This is a genomic window from Maribacter sp. TH_r10, from assembly GCF_033101095.1.
In the GTDB taxonomy this organism is placed as follows: domain Bacteria; phylum Bacteroidota; class Bacteroidia; order Flavobacteriales; family Flavobacteriaceae; genus Maribacter_A; species Maribacter_A luteus.
Map to the genome: position 1 here is coordinate 71,457 of NZ_JAWMPY010000002.1, position 18,733 is coordinate 90,189.

Annotated in this window: 16 protein-coding genes; 11 read left to right on the plus strand and 5 right to left on the minus strand. The window is 39.3% G+C overall.

The features are described 5' to 3' along the window. The first annotated feature begins 42 nt into the window (after nt 1-42). The gene (locus R3X28_RS05665) at nt 43-843 is read left to right on the plus strand and encodes a carbonic anhydrase family protein (protein WP_317663173.1); all 801 of its coding nucleotides are present in this window, start codon (nt 43-45) and stop codon (nt 841-843) included. A gap of 33 nt (nt 844-876) precedes the next feature. On the opposite strand, the gene R3X28_RS05670 is transcribed toward R3X28_RS05665, so the two are convergent. From R3X28_RS05670 to R3X28_RS05680, 3 genes are all read right to left on the minus strand, one after another. After that, on the minus strand, nt 877-1,755 hold the full coding sequence (locus tag R3X28_RS05670) for a sterol desaturase family protein (RefSeq protein WP_154369929.1): 879 nt from the start codon (nt 1,753-1,755) through the stop codon (nt 877-879). A gap of 138 nt (nt 1,756-1,893) precedes the next feature. Beyond that, nucleotides 1,894-2,379 carry a monoheme cytochrome C gene (locus tag R3X28_RS05675; RefSeq protein WP_282056365.1) on the minus strand — a complete coding sequence of 162 codons (486 nt, stop codon included), beginning with the start codon at nt 2,377-2,379 and terminating at the stop codon, nt 1,894-1,896. Beyond that, the gene (locus tag R3X28_RS05680) at nt 2,380-3,600 is read right to left on the minus strand and encodes a sulfite oxidase (protein ID WP_317663177.1); all 1,221 of its coding nucleotides are present in this window, start codon (nt 3,598-3,600) and stop codon (nt 2,380-2,382) included. A 591-nt stretch (nt 3,601-4,191) separates the two neighbouring features. Here R3X28_RS05680 and R3X28_RS05685 point away from each other — a divergent pair. Then, nucleotides 4,192-5,505 (plus strand): OmpP1/FadL family transporter, encoded by a 1,314-nt coding sequence (locus tag R3X28_RS05685; RefSeq protein ID WP_317663179.1) that lies wholly within the window; start codon nt 4,192-4,194, stop codon nt 5,503-5,505. A 55-nt stretch (nt 5,506-5,560) separates the two neighbouring features. On the opposite strand, the gene R3X28_RS05690 is transcribed toward R3X28_RS05685, so the two are convergent. Beyond that, on the minus strand, nt 5,561-7,837 hold the full coding sequence (locus tag R3X28_RS05690) for a TonB-dependent receptor domain-containing protein (RefSeq protein WP_317663181.1): 2,277 nt from the start codon (nt 7,835-7,837) through the stop codon (nt 5,561-5,563). Between the two features lie 88 nt (nt 7,838-7,925). Further along, nucleotides 7,926-8,303: a hypothetical protein gene (locus R3X28_RS05695; RefSeq protein ID WP_154369918.1), complete on the minus strand. Its 378-nt coding sequence runs from the start codon at nt 8,301-8,303 to the stop codon at nt 7,926-7,928. Nucleotides 8,304-8,436: 133 nt separating this feature from the next. Here R3X28_RS05695 and R3X28_RS05700 point away from each other — a divergent pair, with 133 nt between their 5' ends. From R3X28_RS05700 to R3X28_RS05740, 9 genes are all read left to right on the plus strand, one after another. Then, nucleotides 8,437-9,147: a DUF542 domain-containing protein gene (locus R3X28_RS05700; RefSeq protein ID WP_317663184.1), complete on the plus strand. Its 711-nt coding sequence runs from the start codon at nt 8,437-8,439 to the stop codon at nt 9,145-9,147. Beyond that, entirely contained in the window at nt 9,147-10,121 is a 975-nt protein-coding gene (locus R3X28_RS05705) for a DUF438 domain-containing protein (protein ID WP_317663186.1), read from the plus strand. The genes R3X28_RS05700 and R3X28_RS05705 overlap by 1 nt, the downstream gene beginning before the upstream one ends. 282 nt (nt 10,122-10,403) lie before the next feature. Continuing rightward, a complete protein-coding gene (locus R3X28_RS05710; RefSeq protein WP_282056374.1) occupies nt 10,404-11,735 on the plus strand; it encodes a cytochrome ubiquinol oxidase subunit I in 1,332 nt (443 codons plus the stop codon). Between the two features lie 2 nt (nt 11,736-11,737). Then, the gene (cydB, locus tag R3X28_RS05715; protein WP_317663188.1) at nt 11,738-12,814 is read left to right on the plus strand and encodes a cytochrome d ubiquinol oxidase subunit II; all 1,077 of its coding nucleotides are present in this window, start codon (nt 11,738-11,740) and stop codon (nt 12,812-12,814) included. A gap of 197 nt (nt 12,815-13,011) precedes the next feature. Continuing rightward, the gene (locus tag R3X28_RS05720; RefSeq protein ID WP_282056377.1) at nt 13,012-14,469 is read left to right on the plus strand and encodes an NAD(P)/FAD-dependent oxidoreductase; all 1,458 of its coding nucleotides are present in this window, start codon (nt 13,012-13,014) and stop codon (nt 14,467-14,469) included. Between the two features lie 502 nt (nt 14,470-14,971). Further along, nucleotides 14,972-15,430, plus strand: coding sequence for a hypothetical protein (locus tag R3X28_RS05725; RefSeq protein WP_317663192.1), 459 nt, complete (start codon nt 14,972-14,974; stop codon nt 15,428-15,430). A gap of 73 nt (nt 15,431-15,503) precedes the next feature. Beyond that, nucleotides 15,504-16,157, plus strand: a complete 654-nt coding sequence (gene upp, locus R3X28_RS05730) for a uracil phosphoribosyltransferase (RefSeq protein ID WP_154369904.1) — start codon at nt 15,504-15,506, stop codon at nt 16,155-16,157. A gap of 144 nt (nt 16,158-16,301) precedes the next feature. Further along, nucleotides 16,302-17,606, plus strand: coding sequence for a TolC family protein (locus R3X28_RS05735; RefSeq protein ID WP_317663195.1), 1,305 nt, complete (start codon nt 16,302-16,304; stop codon nt 17,604-17,606). 27 nt (nt 17,607-17,633) lie between these two features. Then, on the plus strand, nt 17,634-18,710 hold the full coding sequence (locus R3X28_RS05740; protein ID WP_317663197.1) for an efflux RND transporter periplasmic adaptor subunit: 1,077 nt from the start codon (nt 17,634-17,636) through the stop codon (nt 18,708-18,710). Nucleotides 18,711-18,733: the final 23 nt, after the last annotated feature.

Below are 18,733 nucleotides of genomic sequence, written 5' to 3' on the forward strand. Positions count from 1 at the left end.
TTCAAAGTGAATTTTATCCTAGTATTAAATACGTATTACCTAATGAAATATTCTATTTACACCCTCATTCTCTTAATAATGTTGGGTGCCTGTAAAGAAAACAGATCAACTACCCCTCAAAGTACTTCCGCAATTGAAAATCCTGAGCATGGTAAAGCCCATAAACATTGGAGCTATGCAGGTGAAACAGGTCCGGAACATTGGGCAGAGATAGAGGTTGAATCTGATTGTAACGGGAAGTTTCAATCCCCCATTAATATGGTGAATTACAAAGAAAACAATAGTTTGAAGCGTATAGACCTACATTACGCGGAGGAGACTAAAATACATGATGTTACCAATAACGGCCATAGTATTCAATATAATTTCGAATCAGGTGATTATATCATGGTAAATGGTTTAAAATACGATTTAAAACAAGTGCATTTTCATGAACCATCGGAGCATACTATTGATGGGGTCCGTTATCCGTTGGAAATGCATTTGGTACATATCAACGATTCTGGACAGTATACCGTGATTTCGGTTATGGCCAAGGAAGGTGCCAGCAGTTTACCTTTCGATTTTCTGGAAAGTTTTTTACCACTTAAAGCGGGGGAGAACAAAAAGGTGGATCGCCCTTTTAATATGAACCACAATTTACCGGAGAATAAAGATTACTTCTTCTATACCGGTTCCCTGACAACGCCCCCTTGCACCGAAGGTGTTAATTGGTATATCTTAAAAGAACCTATCACGGTCTCTTTGGAGCAGGTCAACCTCCTAAAAGAATTAATGCCCATAAACAATTATAGGAATGAACAGCCCCAGAATGGCAGGGAACTATATGTTACGGGCAATTAATCGTTTATCGAAAAGAAGCTTTAGGTTCAACTATCACTCTTTTTTCTTTTTACCAAAGCCATAAATATTTTGGTGAAAGAAATCCTGCGGAAACTTGTCATCCCCAGGGAATCCCAATTCTAGATTACCACTGTCTTCTGGAACATAATTGGTTTTGAATATATAATCCCATAGGCTAAGGCTAATGCCAAAATTGATGCCATATGTCCCCTTGGGCAATGTATAGGCATGATGATATAAATGCATCACCGGATTATTGATGATATACTTTAATGGTCCCCAGGTTATTTTGATGTTGGCATGGTTGAAATGACCTATTGTAATGGCCACAAAATGAACAATATATGCTTGTTCGGGTTCAAAGCCTCCCAAGACCATTACCCCAAGGGTTTTTAAAGGCTTATAGATAATGTTTTCCATCCAGTGATAACGAAGATGTGCGGCAAATCCCATTTCTTTTACTGAATGGTGCACTTTATGAAACTTCCATAGAAAAGGATATTTGTGCAACAATACGTGGGTAAACCATTGAACAAAATCCAGAATGATAAAGAAAATTATCAGCTGGCCCCACATGGGAAGTGATGAAAGGTCTAAGATGGTAAGACTTTTAGAGGAAATTCCCAAATCATTGAATAGCAATCCCAATAATTTATAAAAACCACTTATGGCAATAGCGAACAAGAAAAAGTTAAAGTACATATAAAAACCATCCAACCAAAAATCCCGACGAAATATCGATTGCTCCTTTCTCCAAGGAAAGGCGATTTCAAGTCCCCATACAACCAAAGAGATAACGGTTAATCCCCAGAAATAATTCGTGTACCAGGGAACTTCAAAGATAATGGACTTCCAAGTCCAATCAACACTCCCTAAAAAGGAGTTTACAAAGGCGTCTACATATTTTTCCATAGCATTTTTATTTAAGTTGAACTGTTTTCATTGCCCATATTGGCCTGCTTATTTTGTGAATTACGGCCCATATCGAGGCTATTTATAATTGTTTTTTGTGATTAGGAAACTAGGAGAGAATTGATACGGCTATATTTTCTAATTTAGGGTGTACCACTCAATATTCTTCAAATTTTCCCTTCTACCTTTTTTTGTCGGTGGATAATTGGTTACCAAGTAATTAATGATAATGTCTTCGTTAGGCCCCAAATCCCATAAATTCTGGGTTTCCTGCATCCAACGTATAGTCGATATCCACCGTTCTTTATTCATTTTGTTTTGGGTAACCAATTTAGCTGAATGGCAATTGGTACAATTGTTCACTACGGTCATTAATCCTTCTGCATCGACCAAACCGGTGCGTACATGTACCCCGTTTTCTATTTTGTCAAAATCTTCTTCCGAAGGTACCGCTGTATATTCCACCGCAATTTCTTCAATCTGGGAATTTGATTTTTTAAGCATATTCGGGTTCAATAGAACAACCAGAATGGTAAAAGCGGCAATGGCGAACAAACCGAAAATACCTAATAGCAATCGATATATGGCCTTAACTTGTAGTTTGAATTTCGTTTGATCCTCCATCTATACTACTTTTATAGCAATTCTATGGCATGCATTGTTCAAGTATCCTTTAGGATTCCAGCCCGGTAACAACATGGGTTGGTTTATTCCTTGGGAATCCATTGCTCTGGCCCAAACTTCATAATATCCCTTTTTAGGAAAGTCCACGTTTGCCGCAAAATGTTGCCAGGCCAATCTATTCGTGGGTTTTTCAAGTTCGCAATCACTCCAAGTAGACCCAAAGTCTATGGAGTATTCCATTTTTGACACTTCCAATTCCCCTGCCCAAGCATGTCCACGGATATTCAAAGATTTTCCTTCTTTAATGGTTGCTCCGGTTTTGGGATAAGTAATCAGGGACTTAACGGGCATTGACTCTATGATGCACATATCCTCGTCTTTTACCTTTTCTCCGGGAGCAACGGGATTACAAGGAACCCGATAAGCCGTACCGGTCATTTTGGTACCGTCATGTACTATGTTCCTTACACTGATTCTGGTAAGCCATTTACCTGAGACTGAAGCAGGCCAACCACCTGCCACCAATCTTAATGGGTAGCCATGAGCCAATGGAATATCCTTTCCGTTCATTTTAAAAGCGATAAGGGTTTCGTCCTGCATGGCTTTTGGCATAGGCGCGCCCCTTGATATAGGTTCTTTTTGAGGGTCTCTACTAAGGTGAACATCGGCAGCGTGGTAACCTATATAAACGGCATCACTTTTTATACCGACATCTTCAAGTACATCGCGCAGACGAATTCCCGTCCAATTGGCACAGGATACGGCACCGACCGTCCATTGGTTCCCTTTAGCAGGAGGGTCAAATTCACTTCTGCCATTTCCGCCACATTCCAATGTCAATTGATAGGTATATTGCGGAAACTTTGTTTTCAATTCTGCCAAGGAATAGGTCTTCGATTCATTTGCCGATTCCCCGTCTATGGTCAATGTCCATGTACTCGCATCTATGTTCTCTGGAATTAAGCCATTGTTACGAATGAACATTGATGAATTCGGCGTTATCTTATCATCCAGCAAATGGGCTTTTGCTTCGATATTCCATGGTTTATCGTTAAGAACTTCCATGCCCTTGTCCTTGTTGAACATTTTAAAGGGGTCAGGATCCTGTATGGCCAGTGGTCGATAACCCTTGGGCATTGTATCGGCAAAGACGACCTCTGCTCCGATCAACAGACTTAATGAGCCTAAAGCAGTTCTAGTAACAAAATTTCTTCTTTTCATCTTATGGGTTGAGATTCAAGGTTTTAAGATAGGTATATTTTAAGGGTAAACTCTGTAACAAAAGTTACACTTAATCATAAAGATAGTTAAATGGTTATTTTTTCCCCATGACGGGGCTCATTGACAAAAACCCGGTTGAGGTACGTTTTAAGCGGAATTTCATTGATGTTATTTAGGATTGAAAAAACCGTTTTAAGTTTAAAAACAATAAAGATCCATGTACTAAACACCCGTTTTTTTATCTTTATTTTATGAAGATTAGCAGTAAGACCGGTTTTTTAATTTTAGGAAAGCAGGTTAATCGGTTAAATTACAATCCAATGTTCTTTGTAACATTTGTTACAAAAATGTTTGATGCATCTATGCCTATACCCTAAAACCGTTTTTCGGTGTATCCTAAAATAGTAGTAAAATACAGCTATGCCAAGGATTCGGCCCTTGTAATTTGGGTCTATGATAAATGTCATTATATCAGATAGTTATGTTTTATATATTTATTTAATACAAAACTAAACCGACAACTTGTGATGATTGGGCAACAGTTATATCGTTGTATGACCACACAGGTTGTTCCACTAAAATCAAACTCTTATGAAACGATTATTCCTGAATTCCTTTTTTTTGATTTTCGCAACTGCTGCCTTGGCCCAGTCGGGCCATATTATGCAAGGTGTAGGAGCTGTTAATATGTCTATGGGAGGAGCTGCTACAGCCCAACCTTTGGATATCTCCGGAGCACTTCAATGGAACCCTGCTTCCATTTCAACTTTTGATGATAAAATAATAAAGTTCGATATGGGGCTGTTCTTTTCATCTCCCCAACTTTATTCAACCGTTCCCGAATTTGATGGGGAAGGCCAACCTACCGGTATTTTTTTCAGTGGTACAACTGAGGATGACAGGGGTGTTTCCCCTATGCCGGCCCTTGCAATGGTTTGGGGCAAAGAGGGAAGTAAACATACTTTTGGGGCATCGGCATTCGGTATCAGTGGTTTTGGTGTTACTTTTCCTGAAAGTACCAGTAATCCTATTAACATGCCGCAAAGTATGGGAGGTTTTGGTGCCATTGAATCCGATTACATTTTGTTGCAAATAGGGTTCACATATGCTTATGAAATTTCAGAAAGGTTTTCGGTAGGTATTGAGCCGACCATGAATTATGCAACCTTGGAATTAATGCCGAATCCGACAGCAAATCCAAGTCAAACCGCAGGTTACCCCTCAACGGACAAGGCAACTGCTCTTGGTTTTGGGGCACAATTCGGTGTTTTTTATGATTCGGGCAAAGGATTTAAAGCAGGGGCTTCATATAAGACCACTCAATCTTTTGGGGATTTCGAGTTCGATAATACCTATTTAGATGGGTCTACCGGAACTAATGATTTTAATATGGATTATCCCGCGATATACTCCCTTGGTTTAGGGTACTCGTTAGGTAATGTTGATTTGGCCTTGGATTATCGAATGGTGGACTATGAAAATACGGATGGTTTTTCTACAACAGGATGGACAGAAACTGCATCTGTCGCTGGTTTTGGATGGGAAAATATTTCGATCATCTCAGCGGGAATACAGTATAAGGGTATTGATAGATTCCCGATTCGCTTGGGATATACCTACAGTAGTAATCCAATCAACGATGAGGTTACCTTTTTCAATATTCCGGCAACGGCAGTTATTAAAAATGCTTACCAAGTTGGTTTTTCATATGAAATAAACGATAATTTTTCGTTGGATGCCGTTTATCATCATGGAGCTAGTGGTGATGCAACAAGTGGACCCCTATTGAATCCTATGTTCGTTCAGGCATATCCTCCTTATGGGGCCATACCAGGAAGCGAGGTTTCTTATGACATGACCACCGATATGATCATGTTCGGGGTTGCCTATACCTTTAAAAAATGAATAAACAAATAAAGGGGAAAATAAACGGGGGCACTGGCCCCCGTTTTCAATTGTATTAAAATTTATACTGTACAAAAGCGGTTAAATTACGACCAGGGTCGTTAATTGGAGTTCTGGTAAAATCCGCTTGATTATTGAATGAGAAATTCAAATGGTTGTAATAGGTCTCATCAAAGACATTGAGTGCAGCAACCCCCAAAGTCAGGTTTTTGAATGGTACAACACCCAAACGAAGATCCATGACCTCATAGCCCGGAGTAGTGGTTTCTCCAAAGGATAAAGAAATATTATCCTGTTTGGAGGTAATTCTATATGTGGCATTCACCCAAAATTTTTCTTTCTCAAAGCCAAATTTGAAACTAGTGGTCAAAGGCGGCACAAGGGGTAATGATTCGTTCAAATCCTTGTTTTTGGCATAGACATAAGCCAATTCAGATGTAAAGTTGAAATCATTTAGAAAATCGACCCCAGCGGAAATCTCGAATCCGGTTTTGTAAGCCTTGTTCAAGTTCCTGAAAACCTTGGGGTTTACAGGTTCGCTGGTTGGCATGAACTTTCGGGTTTGGCTTTCATCGATTACCGCTACGATATAGTTGTCATAAAAAGAATAATAGAAAGAACTGCTATAGTTAAAGTGATCGGTTGAATTTTGGGATAATGGAAGCCTACCGGAAAACCCAATCTCGAATTGATTGTTGACCTCTGCATCCAAATTAGGGTTACCTATATATTCATAAGAATCTTGACCAACAGTAAAATGATTGATAACACGTTCGATCATATTGGCGGATCTAACACCTCTACCATAGGCCAATTCCATTATAAATTGATTATTGGGAACATATTTTAGAGAGACCGTACTACTTAAATTATGTTCGTTTCTTTTATCCAAATCTGGGTATAAGGCCGCAAAATCAGCTTCCGGGTCTCTGATTTCCGAAACAACCAAATCATAGCGCAATCCTGCGGTAAGTATGGTGTTTTGGGTTAAATTGTATTTGCCTTCGGCAAAAAGCCCCAGGTCATTTATGTAAGAGTCTTGCCACACTTTATCAGTGAATTCCATCATTGAACTTTGAATTATCCGTGTTCTGTTCCCATCTCGGGCAATGTGCATGGCATCCAATCCTGTAAAAAACATTGTTTTTTCACTAGGTTTCAGTTTGAATTCGATTTTTCCCCCAGCAGTTGTAGCATTGATTTTAGAAACGGCATCCGTCATCATAAAACTTGGTCTGTTCGCATTGCTCATAATATGGTCTACATAGCTATAATATAGTTTGGCATCTATGGTTTTTAGCATGCCTTTTAGACCGGTCAATCTATAATCCAGAGATAGGATACTGCTGTCATCCAAATCAGTATCCATAGGTAATCCGGCATGCAGAACATCCCTTCCGAAAGACTGTCTCCAGTGGGCTTGCAAGCGTTGGTTGGGCGTAAAATTATAGCCGGCTTTCAATCCATAATCCAAACTTCGGAAAGAAGAAGGAATCTCGATACCATCCCCATCTTCATAATTCCCAAAATCCCTGAAGCCAATATTTCCCATAATATCGTATTTTTCTGTGGCCTGTTGTAAACGGGCCATAGAAACCAAGGAACCCCCGTTACTCTCATAACCACCATGTACACTGCCATGTAGACCGTAATCACTGGCATCCGGTATAGTGGTGACCAGATTGACTATGCCCCCGAAAGTAGCTCCGTAACGAACCGTGTACGGACCTTTGATAATCTCTATTTTTTCAATTTCTTCAGGGATCACATGTGTGGTAATGGGGTCCATTCTATTTGGACAGGCGTGCATGGCCTTAGTACCACCGTCGAACTGAACATTCAATTGTTCATATTGGGAAGCCCTAAAACTAGGGTCAATCGCATAATTGCCCCTTTTTATCAAAGCAAAACCGTTTACGTCCGTAAAGAGGTCGGCAACATTTCTGGGCTGCACGATCTTCTTTACATAGTCATTGGTTTCTAAAGTGAAAACAGGATCCATTTTAGAATTTCCGCTTACAATAACACCCGAAATACTTATGGGCGCTTCTTTAAGATAGAAAGATTCCACCTTTTTCTGTGGGGTAACCCGTTTTTCAACAGATTCATATCCAATATGGGATATGGTTAAATCGGCACCTTTCACTGGGAGGGTAATCTCAAAATATCCATCGGCATCCGAATGGCCAACGGGTTTGTTGTTCAATAATATATGAGCTTCTTGTACGGGTACGTTATTCTTTTGGTTAAAGACCTGCCCCTTAAAATTTTGGGCACTTATCCAGTGACCTAACAGGGTACAAGTAATCACCATTAAATGTTTTGCATTCATTGTTGATTCTTTTTAGTATAGTTAAAAAAGGCTGAGGGACAATACGTTAAAATGTACTGCCCACCATAGAAAAGAATTGGAATAAATGCTACATGCGTGGTGGGTGGGTGGGCTTTTTTTGGTAGTTGTATTCGTAGTGATTCGTGTACTGATAATTGGCTATAACCGAATCTTTGTCACCTATAAACTCAAAAACAGGACTTTTTTCTAAAAAGAGAACAGTTTCGTTTTTTAATAGCTCAACATTTATGGGCGGATTATCATCATTGGATTCTTGCAAGAGCATTTTCGCCAAATAACACTTGCCATCACAATGTAGTTCGGGCCGCTCTTTATTTTCACAATAGCGCTCAATAAAATCATCGGTGAACAGTGCATAATAGCCAAGGGTGCCGGCAACTTTTAAACTACTGGCGAGGGTTAAAACCAAGAATAAGGTCGTTATGGTCCTGCGATATTTGTTCACAATACAAAGTTAAGGCAACTTTTATTCATAAACTGATATTTATCATAATTTAGATTTATAAAGACTGTTTTCTTTGTATTAAAGATAAACAAGTCTTTTAATCTTTAATAAATATACTACTAAAAACTATGCTATGGCAATAGTAAAAGAAAATACAGTCGCTGAAGTAGTCTCCAAAAATTTGGGGTCAGATCATATTTTCAGTAAATATAAAATAGATTTTTGCTGTGGGGGAGGTATGACCTTGGAAGCAGTATGTAAGGAAAAAGATATTGCATTTGAAGTCTTAAAGCATGAGATTGAATCGGTTAACGACAAAATCAATGGAACGGGCAGCCTAACCGATCATGACCTTGGTTCGCTTATGCAAATGGCGCAAAATGAATACCATCAAACCATAAATAATAGTTTTGAACTTATAATGCCATTGGCCTCTAAAGTTGCCGATGTGCATGGTGATAGTCATATTGAGGTTGTGGCAATAAATGAACATCTTCAGAAAATTAGAGCGTATACAAATAGGACAATCGCAAGTACTTTGGATAGCTTTTTTCCAGCAATCGATGATATATTGAGGTTGGACCATCCTAGGGCAGAAATTACAATGAAACAGATAAAAACGCTAAAAAGAGCAATAGAAACCCTTTCTTCGGAGAAAAGGCCCATCGTTGATCTGTTCAATAAGATATCAGACCTGTCATCGAACTACACCGCACCGGAAGATGCCTGTAATTCATACCGATTCTTGTACCAAAGTTTACAACAATTTCATAATGAGGTACATAAATACTTGCACTTCGAAAAACATATTTTGAAACCTAAAGCTTTAAAAATCATAGCATAATGAATTCATTTTTACCCACAGTTGAAACATTGCCCGTTGGGCATCCTGTTAAAGTATATTACGAGGAAGGTGCTTTGATCAATGATTTGTTGTTGGAACTTTACGAGGCCGATCCCGTTGAGGATTTTGAAAAGTATTTCAATATTTACAATCAACTCACAACTATCGAAAAGAGATTCAAACGTAAGGAAAATCAATTGTTTCCTTATTTGGAAAAACATGGTTGGAACGGCCCGAGCCAGGGAATGTGGTCTTTTCACGATAACTTAAGGGACCAGATCCGATTGATCAATATGTACAATGCTGAAAGAAACATTGAAAAAATAGTTGATAACCTACCGTACCTTATTGATGGGATCAAGAGGTTAATGGGAATCGAGGATATGCGTTTGTTCCCTACAGCAATGGAATTATTGACAGAAGATGAATGGAAGGAGTTTTATCAAGGGGATGAGGAGATTGGATGGATGTTGTTGCGGAAACCATCCCCTTACCCTTTTATTGAAGAGAAGTACGTACATCCTAGCGAAGATTTTAAAAAGCGGGATTTATCCTTTTCCTTAGAGAACACTTTTCATTATGATGAAGGTTATATGACCCCGGAACAGGTTAATTTATTGTTGCGTTTTTTACCTGTCGATATTACTTATGTAGATGAAAATGATAAAGTGATTTTCTATAATAGGGGAGATGATAGGGTATTTGCCAGGAGTAAAGGTATTATTGGTAGGGAAGTCCGTTTTTGTCATCCGCCCAAGAGTGTTGATATGGTGTTGAGGATTGTAGCTGAATTTAAGGCAGGCACCAAAGATGTGGCAGAATTTTGGTTCAATTTTAAAGGAAGGGTCATTCATATCAGATACTTCGCTATACGAGACAATGACAAAAACTATAAAGGGGTCATTGAAATGTCTCAGGATATAACTGATATCCAAAAGTTGGAAGGACAAAAAAGATTGTTGGATTGGGATTAATCGTTTGTCCCATGTTTTGTTTTAAATAGGATTTTTTTATTGATGACGTTAAGCCCTGTGAATTTAATTCATAGGGCTTTTTTTATGGAAACGGGTAGTTTTTCAATGACCAATTTATTTTCAAATTATTAGGTTTGAATGCACTTGCCGTGACAACTTTTTTTAATTTTACATTATTGTAACAAAGGTTACGGTTTTTCTCTTATTGATAAGTGACATTTGATGCTTCTTAACATGGATTCAAGCTCTATTTTATATACATTCATTTAAAGAATTTCTGGTATGGAAGACATGCTTTTTTATGACAGGATGCAATTTGCGTTCACGATTACCTTTCACTATCTCTTTCCACAATTGACCATGGGGCTGTCCTTGATGATCGTCTATTTCAAATGGAAGTTCCTTAGGTCTAAATTGGAGAAATACAATGAAGCGGCAAAATTCTGGATGAGGATTTTCGCCCTCAATTTTGCGATGGGGGTCGTTACCGGAATTCCGATGGAGTTTCAATTTGGAACCAACTGGGCCAAGTTTTCCGAACTGACCGGAGGCATTATCGGGCAAACTTTGGCAATGGAGGGTATGTTCTCCTTCTTTTTGGAGTCCTCTTTTTTGGGCCTGTTTCTTTTTGGTGAAAAGCTGTTAGGGCATAAATTGCATTTTGTGACCGGTTTAATGGTCTTTTTAGGCTCTTGGGCAAGTGGCTTCCTCATTATCGCCACCCACTCCTGGATGCAATTTCCTGTGGGTTATGAGATTTTGGAGAACGGAAAATTCGTACTCAATAACTTTTCTGCCCTATTTTCAAATCCTTGGTTATGGCCGTCATACCTACATAATCAATTGGCTTCGGTAATTACATCATCTTTTGTCGTAGCGGCAATTGGGGCTTTTTATATTCTGAATAATAAGCATAGTGAGTTCGGTAAGTTGTTCGTGAAAACCGGGGTTGTTTTTGGTCTTATATCCAGCATACTGGTAGCCTTCCCAACGGGTGATATGGTTGCTAAAAATGTGGTAAAACACCAGCCAGTGACCTTTGCGGCCATGGAAGGTATTTTCGAGACCGAACAAGGAGGGTCGGAAATCGTACTGATCGGTCAACCCAATATGCTCGAGAAAAAATTGGACAATAAAATAGCGGTTCCCAATATCTTGAGCTTTTTAACCTATCAGGATTGGAATGCAGAGATCAAAGGACTAAACGAATTTGATGCCAAGGATTATCCTACCAATGTGCCCGGACTTTACTATTCGTATCATATAATGGTCGGTTTGGGAACTATTTTTATAGCATTGATGCTTGTTGCTACCGTTCAATTATTTCGAAAAAAATTATATAAGACCAAATGGATATTATGGTCGTTACTGTTCATGCTGCCGTTCCCATATATAGCCAATACTACAGGATGGTATACTTCGGAACTGGGACGCCAACCTTGGTTGGTCTATAATCTATTGCGTACGTCCGAAGGGGCTTCTCCAACTGTTTCTTCAGGAAACACGTTATTTACTTTGTTAGGTTTTATAGGGCTTTACTTGTTATTGGGCCTCTTGTTCCTAATGCTGGTCGGTAAAATCATCAATAAAGGTCCTCACATTATAAAACATTGAATATGGAATTATTTTGGTATATCGTTTTAGTAACAATGTTGGCCATCTATGTGGTTCTCGATGGCTATGATTTCGGAGCAGGAATAGTTCATTTGTTTTTTGCAAAAAAAGAGAAGGACAAAAAAGCCATTACCAGTGCTATCGGACCCTTTTGGGACGCAAATGAGGTTTGGTTGATTGCAGCCGGGGGCGTATTGTTTTTTGCGTTCCCTACACTTTATGCTTCTTCTTTCAGCGGATTTTACCTTCCATTGATCATGATACTATGGTTGCTTATTTTCAGGGCCATAGGCTTGGAGTTGAGGGGGCAGGTGCATAATAGTTTATGGGAATTGATCTGGGACAAGGCTTTTGGTGTTGCCAGTTTATTGTTGGCACTGTTCTTTGGTGTAGCCCTTGGTAATGTGGTAAGGGGTGTTAATTTAGGAATGGTCGAAAATGGGGTTTCTACCCAAGAGGCCCATTATTTCTTTTTGCCATTATGGAACGCTTCATTCAGCCCCCAAGCCGAACAATTGGGTATAATCGATTGGTTTACGTTGTTCTTGGGTGTTGTTAGTGTGGTGGCCTTGACCATCCATGGGGCCAATTGGATTATATTCAAAACGAATTCCAGTATAAATGAAAAATTGAAAAAAACAGTCTTTATCCTGAATTTCGTATTGCTGGCCTTAGTGGTTGTTTCATTGTTGGTTTGGCATATAATAGAACCTGATCCTTTTCATAATTTCATAAAATATCCCTTAATGTGGATATTCCCGATTATAACTTTTGTGGGCTTGTTCGGCTTGTTCAAAGTAAGGGCCTTTAAAAAGCACGGTATGGGATTTTTGTTTTCCTCATTGTTTTTGTTGGGAGGCTTGTCTTCAACCGTTGCATCCATATTTCCTAAATTATTACCGTCTACGAATGATTTGAACCCTTCATTGACCTTGAATAATGTTGCTGCTCACGACTATGGTTTATCCGTAGGTATGAATTGGTTCTTTATAGCATTGGTATTGGTCATTTTCTATATGGTAATACAATATCGTGTATTCAAGGGCAAAATGGATGATGTTGGCTACGGGGAACATTAAAAAAAGCCCTTCACTGATTTTTTAATGATTTCTATACACAATAAGTTATAAACTTGTTGGATGTGTAACAAAAGTGGCAGTATAGGTTTCCTCAAAATATAATCTTTACAGAAGTAATGCAAAAGATCGTACATGATTATGGTCATTGCGTTCATTTCACATCCAGATTAATTTTGTTGAAATTTAAATAACCAAGAATGTCTAGAATTGTTGTTTTGGGTGCCGGTATTTCCGGGCACGTTGCAGCGACCCATTTACGCAGAAAACTATCAAAGAAGCATACGGTAACCGTAGTTTCCCCCAATAGTAATTATCAATGGGTACCTTCTAATATTTGGGTCGGCACAGGACGTATGCAACCAAAAGACATCATTTTTCCTTTGGCACCTTTATACAAGAAAAAAGGAATAGAATATAAACAGGCTAAAGTGGTTACTTTTCATCCGGAAGGGGATACTGAGATTGAAAAACCTTATATCCTTGCTGAATACGTTGCTGGTGAAACGGCCGGAGCGATGGAAAAGGTCACTTACGATTACCTTATAAATGCCACTGGTCCAAAGCTGGCCTTTGATATGACCGAAGGTTTAAAACCCGCAACCAACAAGGCTTATTCAGTTTGTACGTATACCCATGCTACAGAAGCATGGCATGCTTTGGATCAATTGATCCAAGAGATGAAACAAGGCAAAAAGAAGAAAATATTGATTGGGACCGGTCACGCTAAATCTACATGCCAAGGTGCTGCATTTGAATATATTTTGAATGTGGAGCAAGAATTGAACAGACATGGTGTACGGGACATGGCCGAACTCACATGGATAGCCAACGAACCTCAATTGGGTGATTTTGGTATGGATGGCATGCTCCTTAGTTATGGCAGCAACATCATGAAATCGAGCGAGTTGGTAGAAATGGTGTTCGAAGATCGGGGAATCAAATGGATAATAGGGGCAGGCGTCAATAAAATCGAGGATGGGATTGCCCATTATGAAACCTTGGACGGGGAATACCATACGGAAACCTATGATTTTGCGATGTTGATTCCTGCATTTTCAGGACATGGTTTCAAGGCCTATGATAAAAATAACAAAGATATAACGGACAAACTGTTCAAGGGTTTTATGATCGTAGATGCTGACTATACACCCAAGCCTTATGAGGAATGGACTGTACAGGATTGGCCAGAAACGTATCAAAATCCTTCATATGCCAATATTTTTGCCCCGGGAATCGCATTTGCCCCGCCACATGCTATATCCAAACCTAGGGTAAGTAAAAACGGTACGCCCATTTCACCAGCGCCACCCCGTACAGGAATGCCTTCGGGTATTACGGCCAAATTGGTGGCGGATAATATCATAGACACCATAAATAATAAAAAACCATCATTGCGTCATAAAGGTTCAATGGGGAATATGGGAGCTGCCTGTATAGCATCTTCAGGTTATGGCATAACCAAAGGAAGTGGTATAAGTATAACGACCTTCCCTATAGTTCCCGATTTTAACAAATACCCGGATACTTATGGTAGGCGCTTAGGTAAAACCTTTGGGGAAATAGGATTGGCAGGGCATTGGCTAAAATTGGCCTTGCACCATGCCTTTTTGTATAAAGCTAAAATGAGGCCATTTTGGTGGCTGATTCCAGAATAAAATATATATAAAATGACTCGTAGGATTTCAAAGACAAAACGATTTATAATGATGAACCCGATCATTCAATTCTTTAAGTTCATCTACTTAAGTTTAAAAATATTGGTCATTGTTGCTGGTGGCCATGGGGGAACCCGTAGGGTTGATCAATGACCCCCTTGATTTTCATTGATTTGTTTGGTTGTTGAAAAAGGACCCTGATATTTTTGTCAGGGTCTTTTTTGTGTAACAAATGTGACAGTAGGGCTCGATTTTTAACATCATATTGCTAGTTGAAATTGATTATTTCAATTTTTTGAACTTAAATTGACCGCTGCCCATTGGTCAATTTTGTTTGGTTGTTGATAAAAGCATTCGCCTTACGGCGAGTGCTTTTTATGTTCTGGGGGTATTCCGGTTCAACCCAACCTTTTGTTTGTTAGATTATCTATATGATTCTGGTCATTGCACCAAGTTTAAAGCAGGGATAACTTTGGCCTTCAAATAATTAAATTTAAGTAACATGAAAAAATTAATATTGTCGATGGTATTGGTTATTCTCGGAACCATGATGCTATCGGCCCAAAGAGGAAGTAGGGGATGGGGCCAAAACTCGAACTACGGTAGAATGTACAACCCTAAAACAGTCGAAACCATTGTAGGTACGGTTACAGCGATTGAAAGAAGGGTACAGGATACCAAAATGTCGCAAGGCCTATTTTTGACAGTAAAAACCGAAACAGAAACCATATCCGTTCATTTAGGTCCGACTTGGTATATGGACAATCAGGATATCCAATTTCAAAAAGGCGATGAAATTCGCATAACAGGCTCTAGGATAACCTTTGAAAATGCACCGGCCATAATTGTAAAAGAAGTTGAGAAGAACGATAATATATTAAAACTAAGGGATAATAATGGTTTTCCCATTTGGAGTGGTTGGAGGAAAAAAAACACGGGAAAAAGAATGATCAATAGGTAAGATTGTTTTTATCTCTATTTGTAAAGGCAAACTACCGATTATGATGTATTTTAGATGCTAAAATCCAAGGTTTATGATATTGCATGATTTTGAATCGGAATTTTCAGTGTTGAATAGCTTTATTGCGGAAATCCGTGATATTGAAATACAGAAAGATCCAATGCGGTTTCGAAGGAACATTGAGCGTATAGGAGAGATTCTTTGTTATGAAATGAGTAAGACCTTGAATTTTGAGACCAAGACCGTACAGACGCCTTTAGGCACCAAGGACATTGCATTGCCCATAAATGAACTTGTACTCTGTTCGGTATTAAGGGCCGGAATTCCATTGCACAATGGATTGTTGAACTATTTAGATCACGCGGAAAACGCTTTTATTTCAGCTTATAGACATCACCCAAACGGAGGAGATGATTTTGAGGTCATTGTAAAATATTTTGCAGCACCTAGCCTAGAAAATAAAACCTTGGTTTTAACCGATCCCATGTTGGCTACGGGCAGAACCCTTGAGAATGTTTTAAAGGCGCTGAAGACCCATGGTGAACCTGAACAGATCCATATTATTTCGGTAATCGGTTCTAAACAGGGTGTAGACTATGTTGAAAAGGTTTTTCCTGAAGGCACGCATTTATGGATCGCGGCCATCGACGATGAACTGACCAAGAAAGGGTATATACTTCCCGGTCTTGGGGATGCAGGTGATCTATCGTTCGGAGTTAAGTTGTAAGAAAACCAAAAACTTTTTGGTTCATGTTTATTATCTAATTCTTCCTACCTATTTTTTGGGGTAACATATGTTACAATCCATGGTAACATATGTTACTGTCAGGTCTTGTGCCACCTTCTAATTTTACCCGAAATTAATTGAATAATGAAGAAACTAGTATTGATCCTAACATTTTTCGGTGCTGCATATGGCATGCTGGCACAAGAAGCAGTGTTGATTAGTAAAGAGGAGGTTCTTGATCAGGTCCTTGAGGGGAATAATGCCTTGAAGATATCTGAACAAGAGGTTTTGGTCGCGAAAGGTGATTATAACCAGACCAACGCCATTTTACTTCCTAATATCAGTATTTCGCATACCGCGATCGCTACCACGAACCCTCTAATGGCCTTTGGTTCAAAATTGAACCAAGCGATACTGACATCGGGTGATTTTGACCCTTTATTACTTAATGAGCCTAGTCAAATAGAAGATTATGCCACTCGAATAGAGGTGCAACAGCCTTTATTGAATTTTGACGGGTTATATCAGCGAAAAGCGGCCAAAGCAAAATTGAACGCGACGCAATACCAAGCAGAACGTAAGCAAGATTACATACGGTTAATGGTAGATAAGGCCTATATGCAATTACAGTTGTCGTATAAAACCGTAGAGGTGTTGCAAAAAGCCAAGGAAGCCGCCCTTGAGAACAAAAGATTGGCAGATAATAGTTTTAAACAGGGATATCTACAAAAATCGGATGTGTTGGCCGTACAGGTGCGGGTTACTGAAATTGATAATCAATTACAATATGCACAAAGTAACATCAAGAATGCATCGAACCAATTATCGGTTTTAATGAACGATGATAGTTATAGGATCTTACAACCTACCGATTCCTTGGCCGTAATTACCCAAGAAGTGGATTTTGACTATTTACCGGAGAATAGAAAGGATGTATTGGCCATGTCTTCGGCCTCTGAAGCGTATCGGCAAATGTACAAGTCCGATAAAATGGGTTTTTTACCTCGCTTGAACGCTTTTGGTACTTATGAATTGCATGATGACGAAGTGTTTCAGGGTGATGCCGATGGATATCTTTTCGGGGCGGAATTGAAGTGGAATATTTTTGAAGGATCAAAACGATTTGGAAAAACGAAGAAGAGTAGGGCCGAGTATGAAAAATCTAAATTGGAACTGAACCAATATAAAGCAGAAAGTCAGGTAGAGTTGAATAGGGCCACACGTATGCTTCAGGATGCGAAAAACAACTTGGAGCTTACGGCTCTGGCCTTGGAACAATCGGGGGAATCACTTAGGATCCGAACCAACCGCTTTGAACAAGGGTTGGAGAAAACTACGGATCTGCTGATGGCAGAGACGCAATTTGCCCAAAAGCAGTTGGAGTATTACGCGACTATTTTTCAACATAATTATGCCTTGGCATATGTTCAATTTTTAACCAAAGAGTAACTCAAAAGAAAAAAAACATAAATCGAAATGAAGAATACATTAATCATAGGGTTGTTTTCACTGGCATTTTTAATGGCTGGTTGTGGAGATGGGGAAAAGAAGGCCACTGCGGACAATTCCCCGGCTATAAACGTTTCAGTTAGTTCCGTATCAGGGGAAAGTGGTGATTCATTCTTGACCGCTAGCGGAAAGGTTGAAGCGGTGAACAGTGCCAATTTGAGTACGCGAATGATGGGTTTTGTAGATAGGATATACGTTAATGTTGGGGATAAGGTAAGAAAAGGCCAACAATTGATCAGCATAAGTGATGCGGACTTATCGGCTAAATTGGCGCAAGTGAACGCGGGTATTACCGAGGCCACGGCGGCATATGGTAATGCTGAAAAAGATTATAAGCGTTTTACAGCTTTGTTTAAGGAAAATAGTGCTTCACAAAAAGAATTGGATGATATAACGGCCAATTACAATATGGCAAAAGCGCGGTTAGAAGCTGCCAAGCAAATGAAGAACGAGGTAAATGCACAATTTTCATACGCCAATATTCGTGCCCCTTTTAGTGGAATCGTTACCAACAAGTTCATTAATGTAGGTGATATGGCAAATCCCGGTATGCCTTTGTTAGAGGTTGAATCTCCCGGTAAATTCCAAGTATTGGCCATGGTACCGGAATCTGAAATTCTTCGCATAAAGGAAAATACAGAGGTAGATGTAGTCCTTAAATCCTTGAATACTTCTGTAAAAGGAAAAGTCGTGGAAGTAAGTACTTCGGCAAAAAATACGGGAGGGCAATATATGGTCAAAGTGGTACTGGATAAATCTGAAGAGAATATTTTGTCGGGTATGTACGCTACGGTGCGTTTTCCGGTTGCAAAAAAGGAAAATGTTAATTCGGTAATGATTCCCCAAACGGCCATTGTGACCAATGGTGAGCTTAAAGGGATTTATACGGTAAGTCAAAGTAAAACGGCCCTTTTGAGATGGTTGCGATTAGGTAGGACAATGGGTGATCAGGTAGAGGTGCTCTCAGGTTTATCACCGGAAGAACAATATATAGTTTCCGCAGAAGGTAAATTGTATAACGGAGCCAGAATCAATATTCAATAATTGTTGCCGCGTTAGGGATTGAA

Excerpts from the sequence above, each read along its gene's own strand:
- R3X28_RS05665 (WP_317663173.1), top strand. The coding sequence starts at position 43 with ATGAAATATTCTATTTACACCCTCATTCTCTTAATAATGTTGGGTGCC.
- R3X28_RS05670 (WP_154369929.1), bottom strand. The coding sequence starts at position 1,755 with ATGGAAAAATATGTAGACGCCTTTGTAAACTCCTTTTTAGGGAGTGTT.
- R3X28_RS05675 (WP_282056365.1), bottom strand. The coding sequence starts at position 2,379 with ATGGAGGATCAAACGAAATTCAAACTACAAGTTAAGGCCATATATCGA.
- R3X28_RS05680 (WP_317663177.1), bottom strand. The coding sequence starts at position 3,600 with ATGAAAAGAAGAAATTTTGTTACTAGAACTGCTTTAGGCTCATTAAGT.
- R3X28_RS05685 (WP_317663179.1), top strand. The coding sequence starts at position 4,192 with ATGAAACGATTATTCCTGAATTCCTTTTTTTTGATTTTCGCAACTGCT.
- R3X28_RS05690 (WP_317663181.1), bottom strand. The coding sequence starts at position 7,837 with ATGAATGCAAAACATTTAATGGTGATTACTTGTACCCTGTTAGGTCAC.
- R3X28_RS05700 (WP_317663184.1), top strand. The coding sequence starts at position 8,437 with ATGGCAATAGTAAAAGAAAATACAGTCGCTGAAGTAGTCTCCAAAAAT.
- R3X28_RS05705 (WP_317663186.1), top strand. The coding sequence starts at position 9,147 with ATGAATTCATTTTTACCCACAGTTGAAACATTGCCCGTTGGGCATCCT.
- R3X28_RS05710 (WP_282056374.1), top strand. The coding sequence starts at position 10,404 with ATGGAAGACATGCTTTTTTATGACAGGATGCAATTTGCGTTCACGATT.
- cydB (WP_317663188.1), top strand. The coding sequence starts at position 11,738 with ATGGAATTATTTTGGTATATCGTTTTAGTAACAATGTTGGCCATCTAT.
- R3X28_RS05720 (WP_282056377.1), top strand. The coding sequence starts at position 13,012 with ATGTCTAGAATTGTTGTTTTGGGTGCCGGTATTTCCGGGCACGTTGCA.
- R3X28_RS05725 (WP_317663192.1), top strand. The coding sequence starts at position 14,972 with ATGAAAAAATTAATATTGTCGATGGTATTGGTTATTCTCGGAACCATG.
- upp (WP_154369904.1), top strand. The coding sequence starts at position 15,504 with ATGATATTGCATGATTTTGAATCGGAATTTTCAGTGTTGAATAGCTTT.
- R3X28_RS05735 (WP_317663195.1), top strand. The coding sequence starts at position 16,302 with ATGAAGAAACTAGTATTGATCCTAACATTTTTCGGTGCTGCATATGGC.
- R3X28_RS05740 (WP_317663197.1), top strand. The coding sequence starts at position 17,634 with ATGAAGAATACATTAATCATAGGGTTGTTTTCACTGGCATTTTTAATG.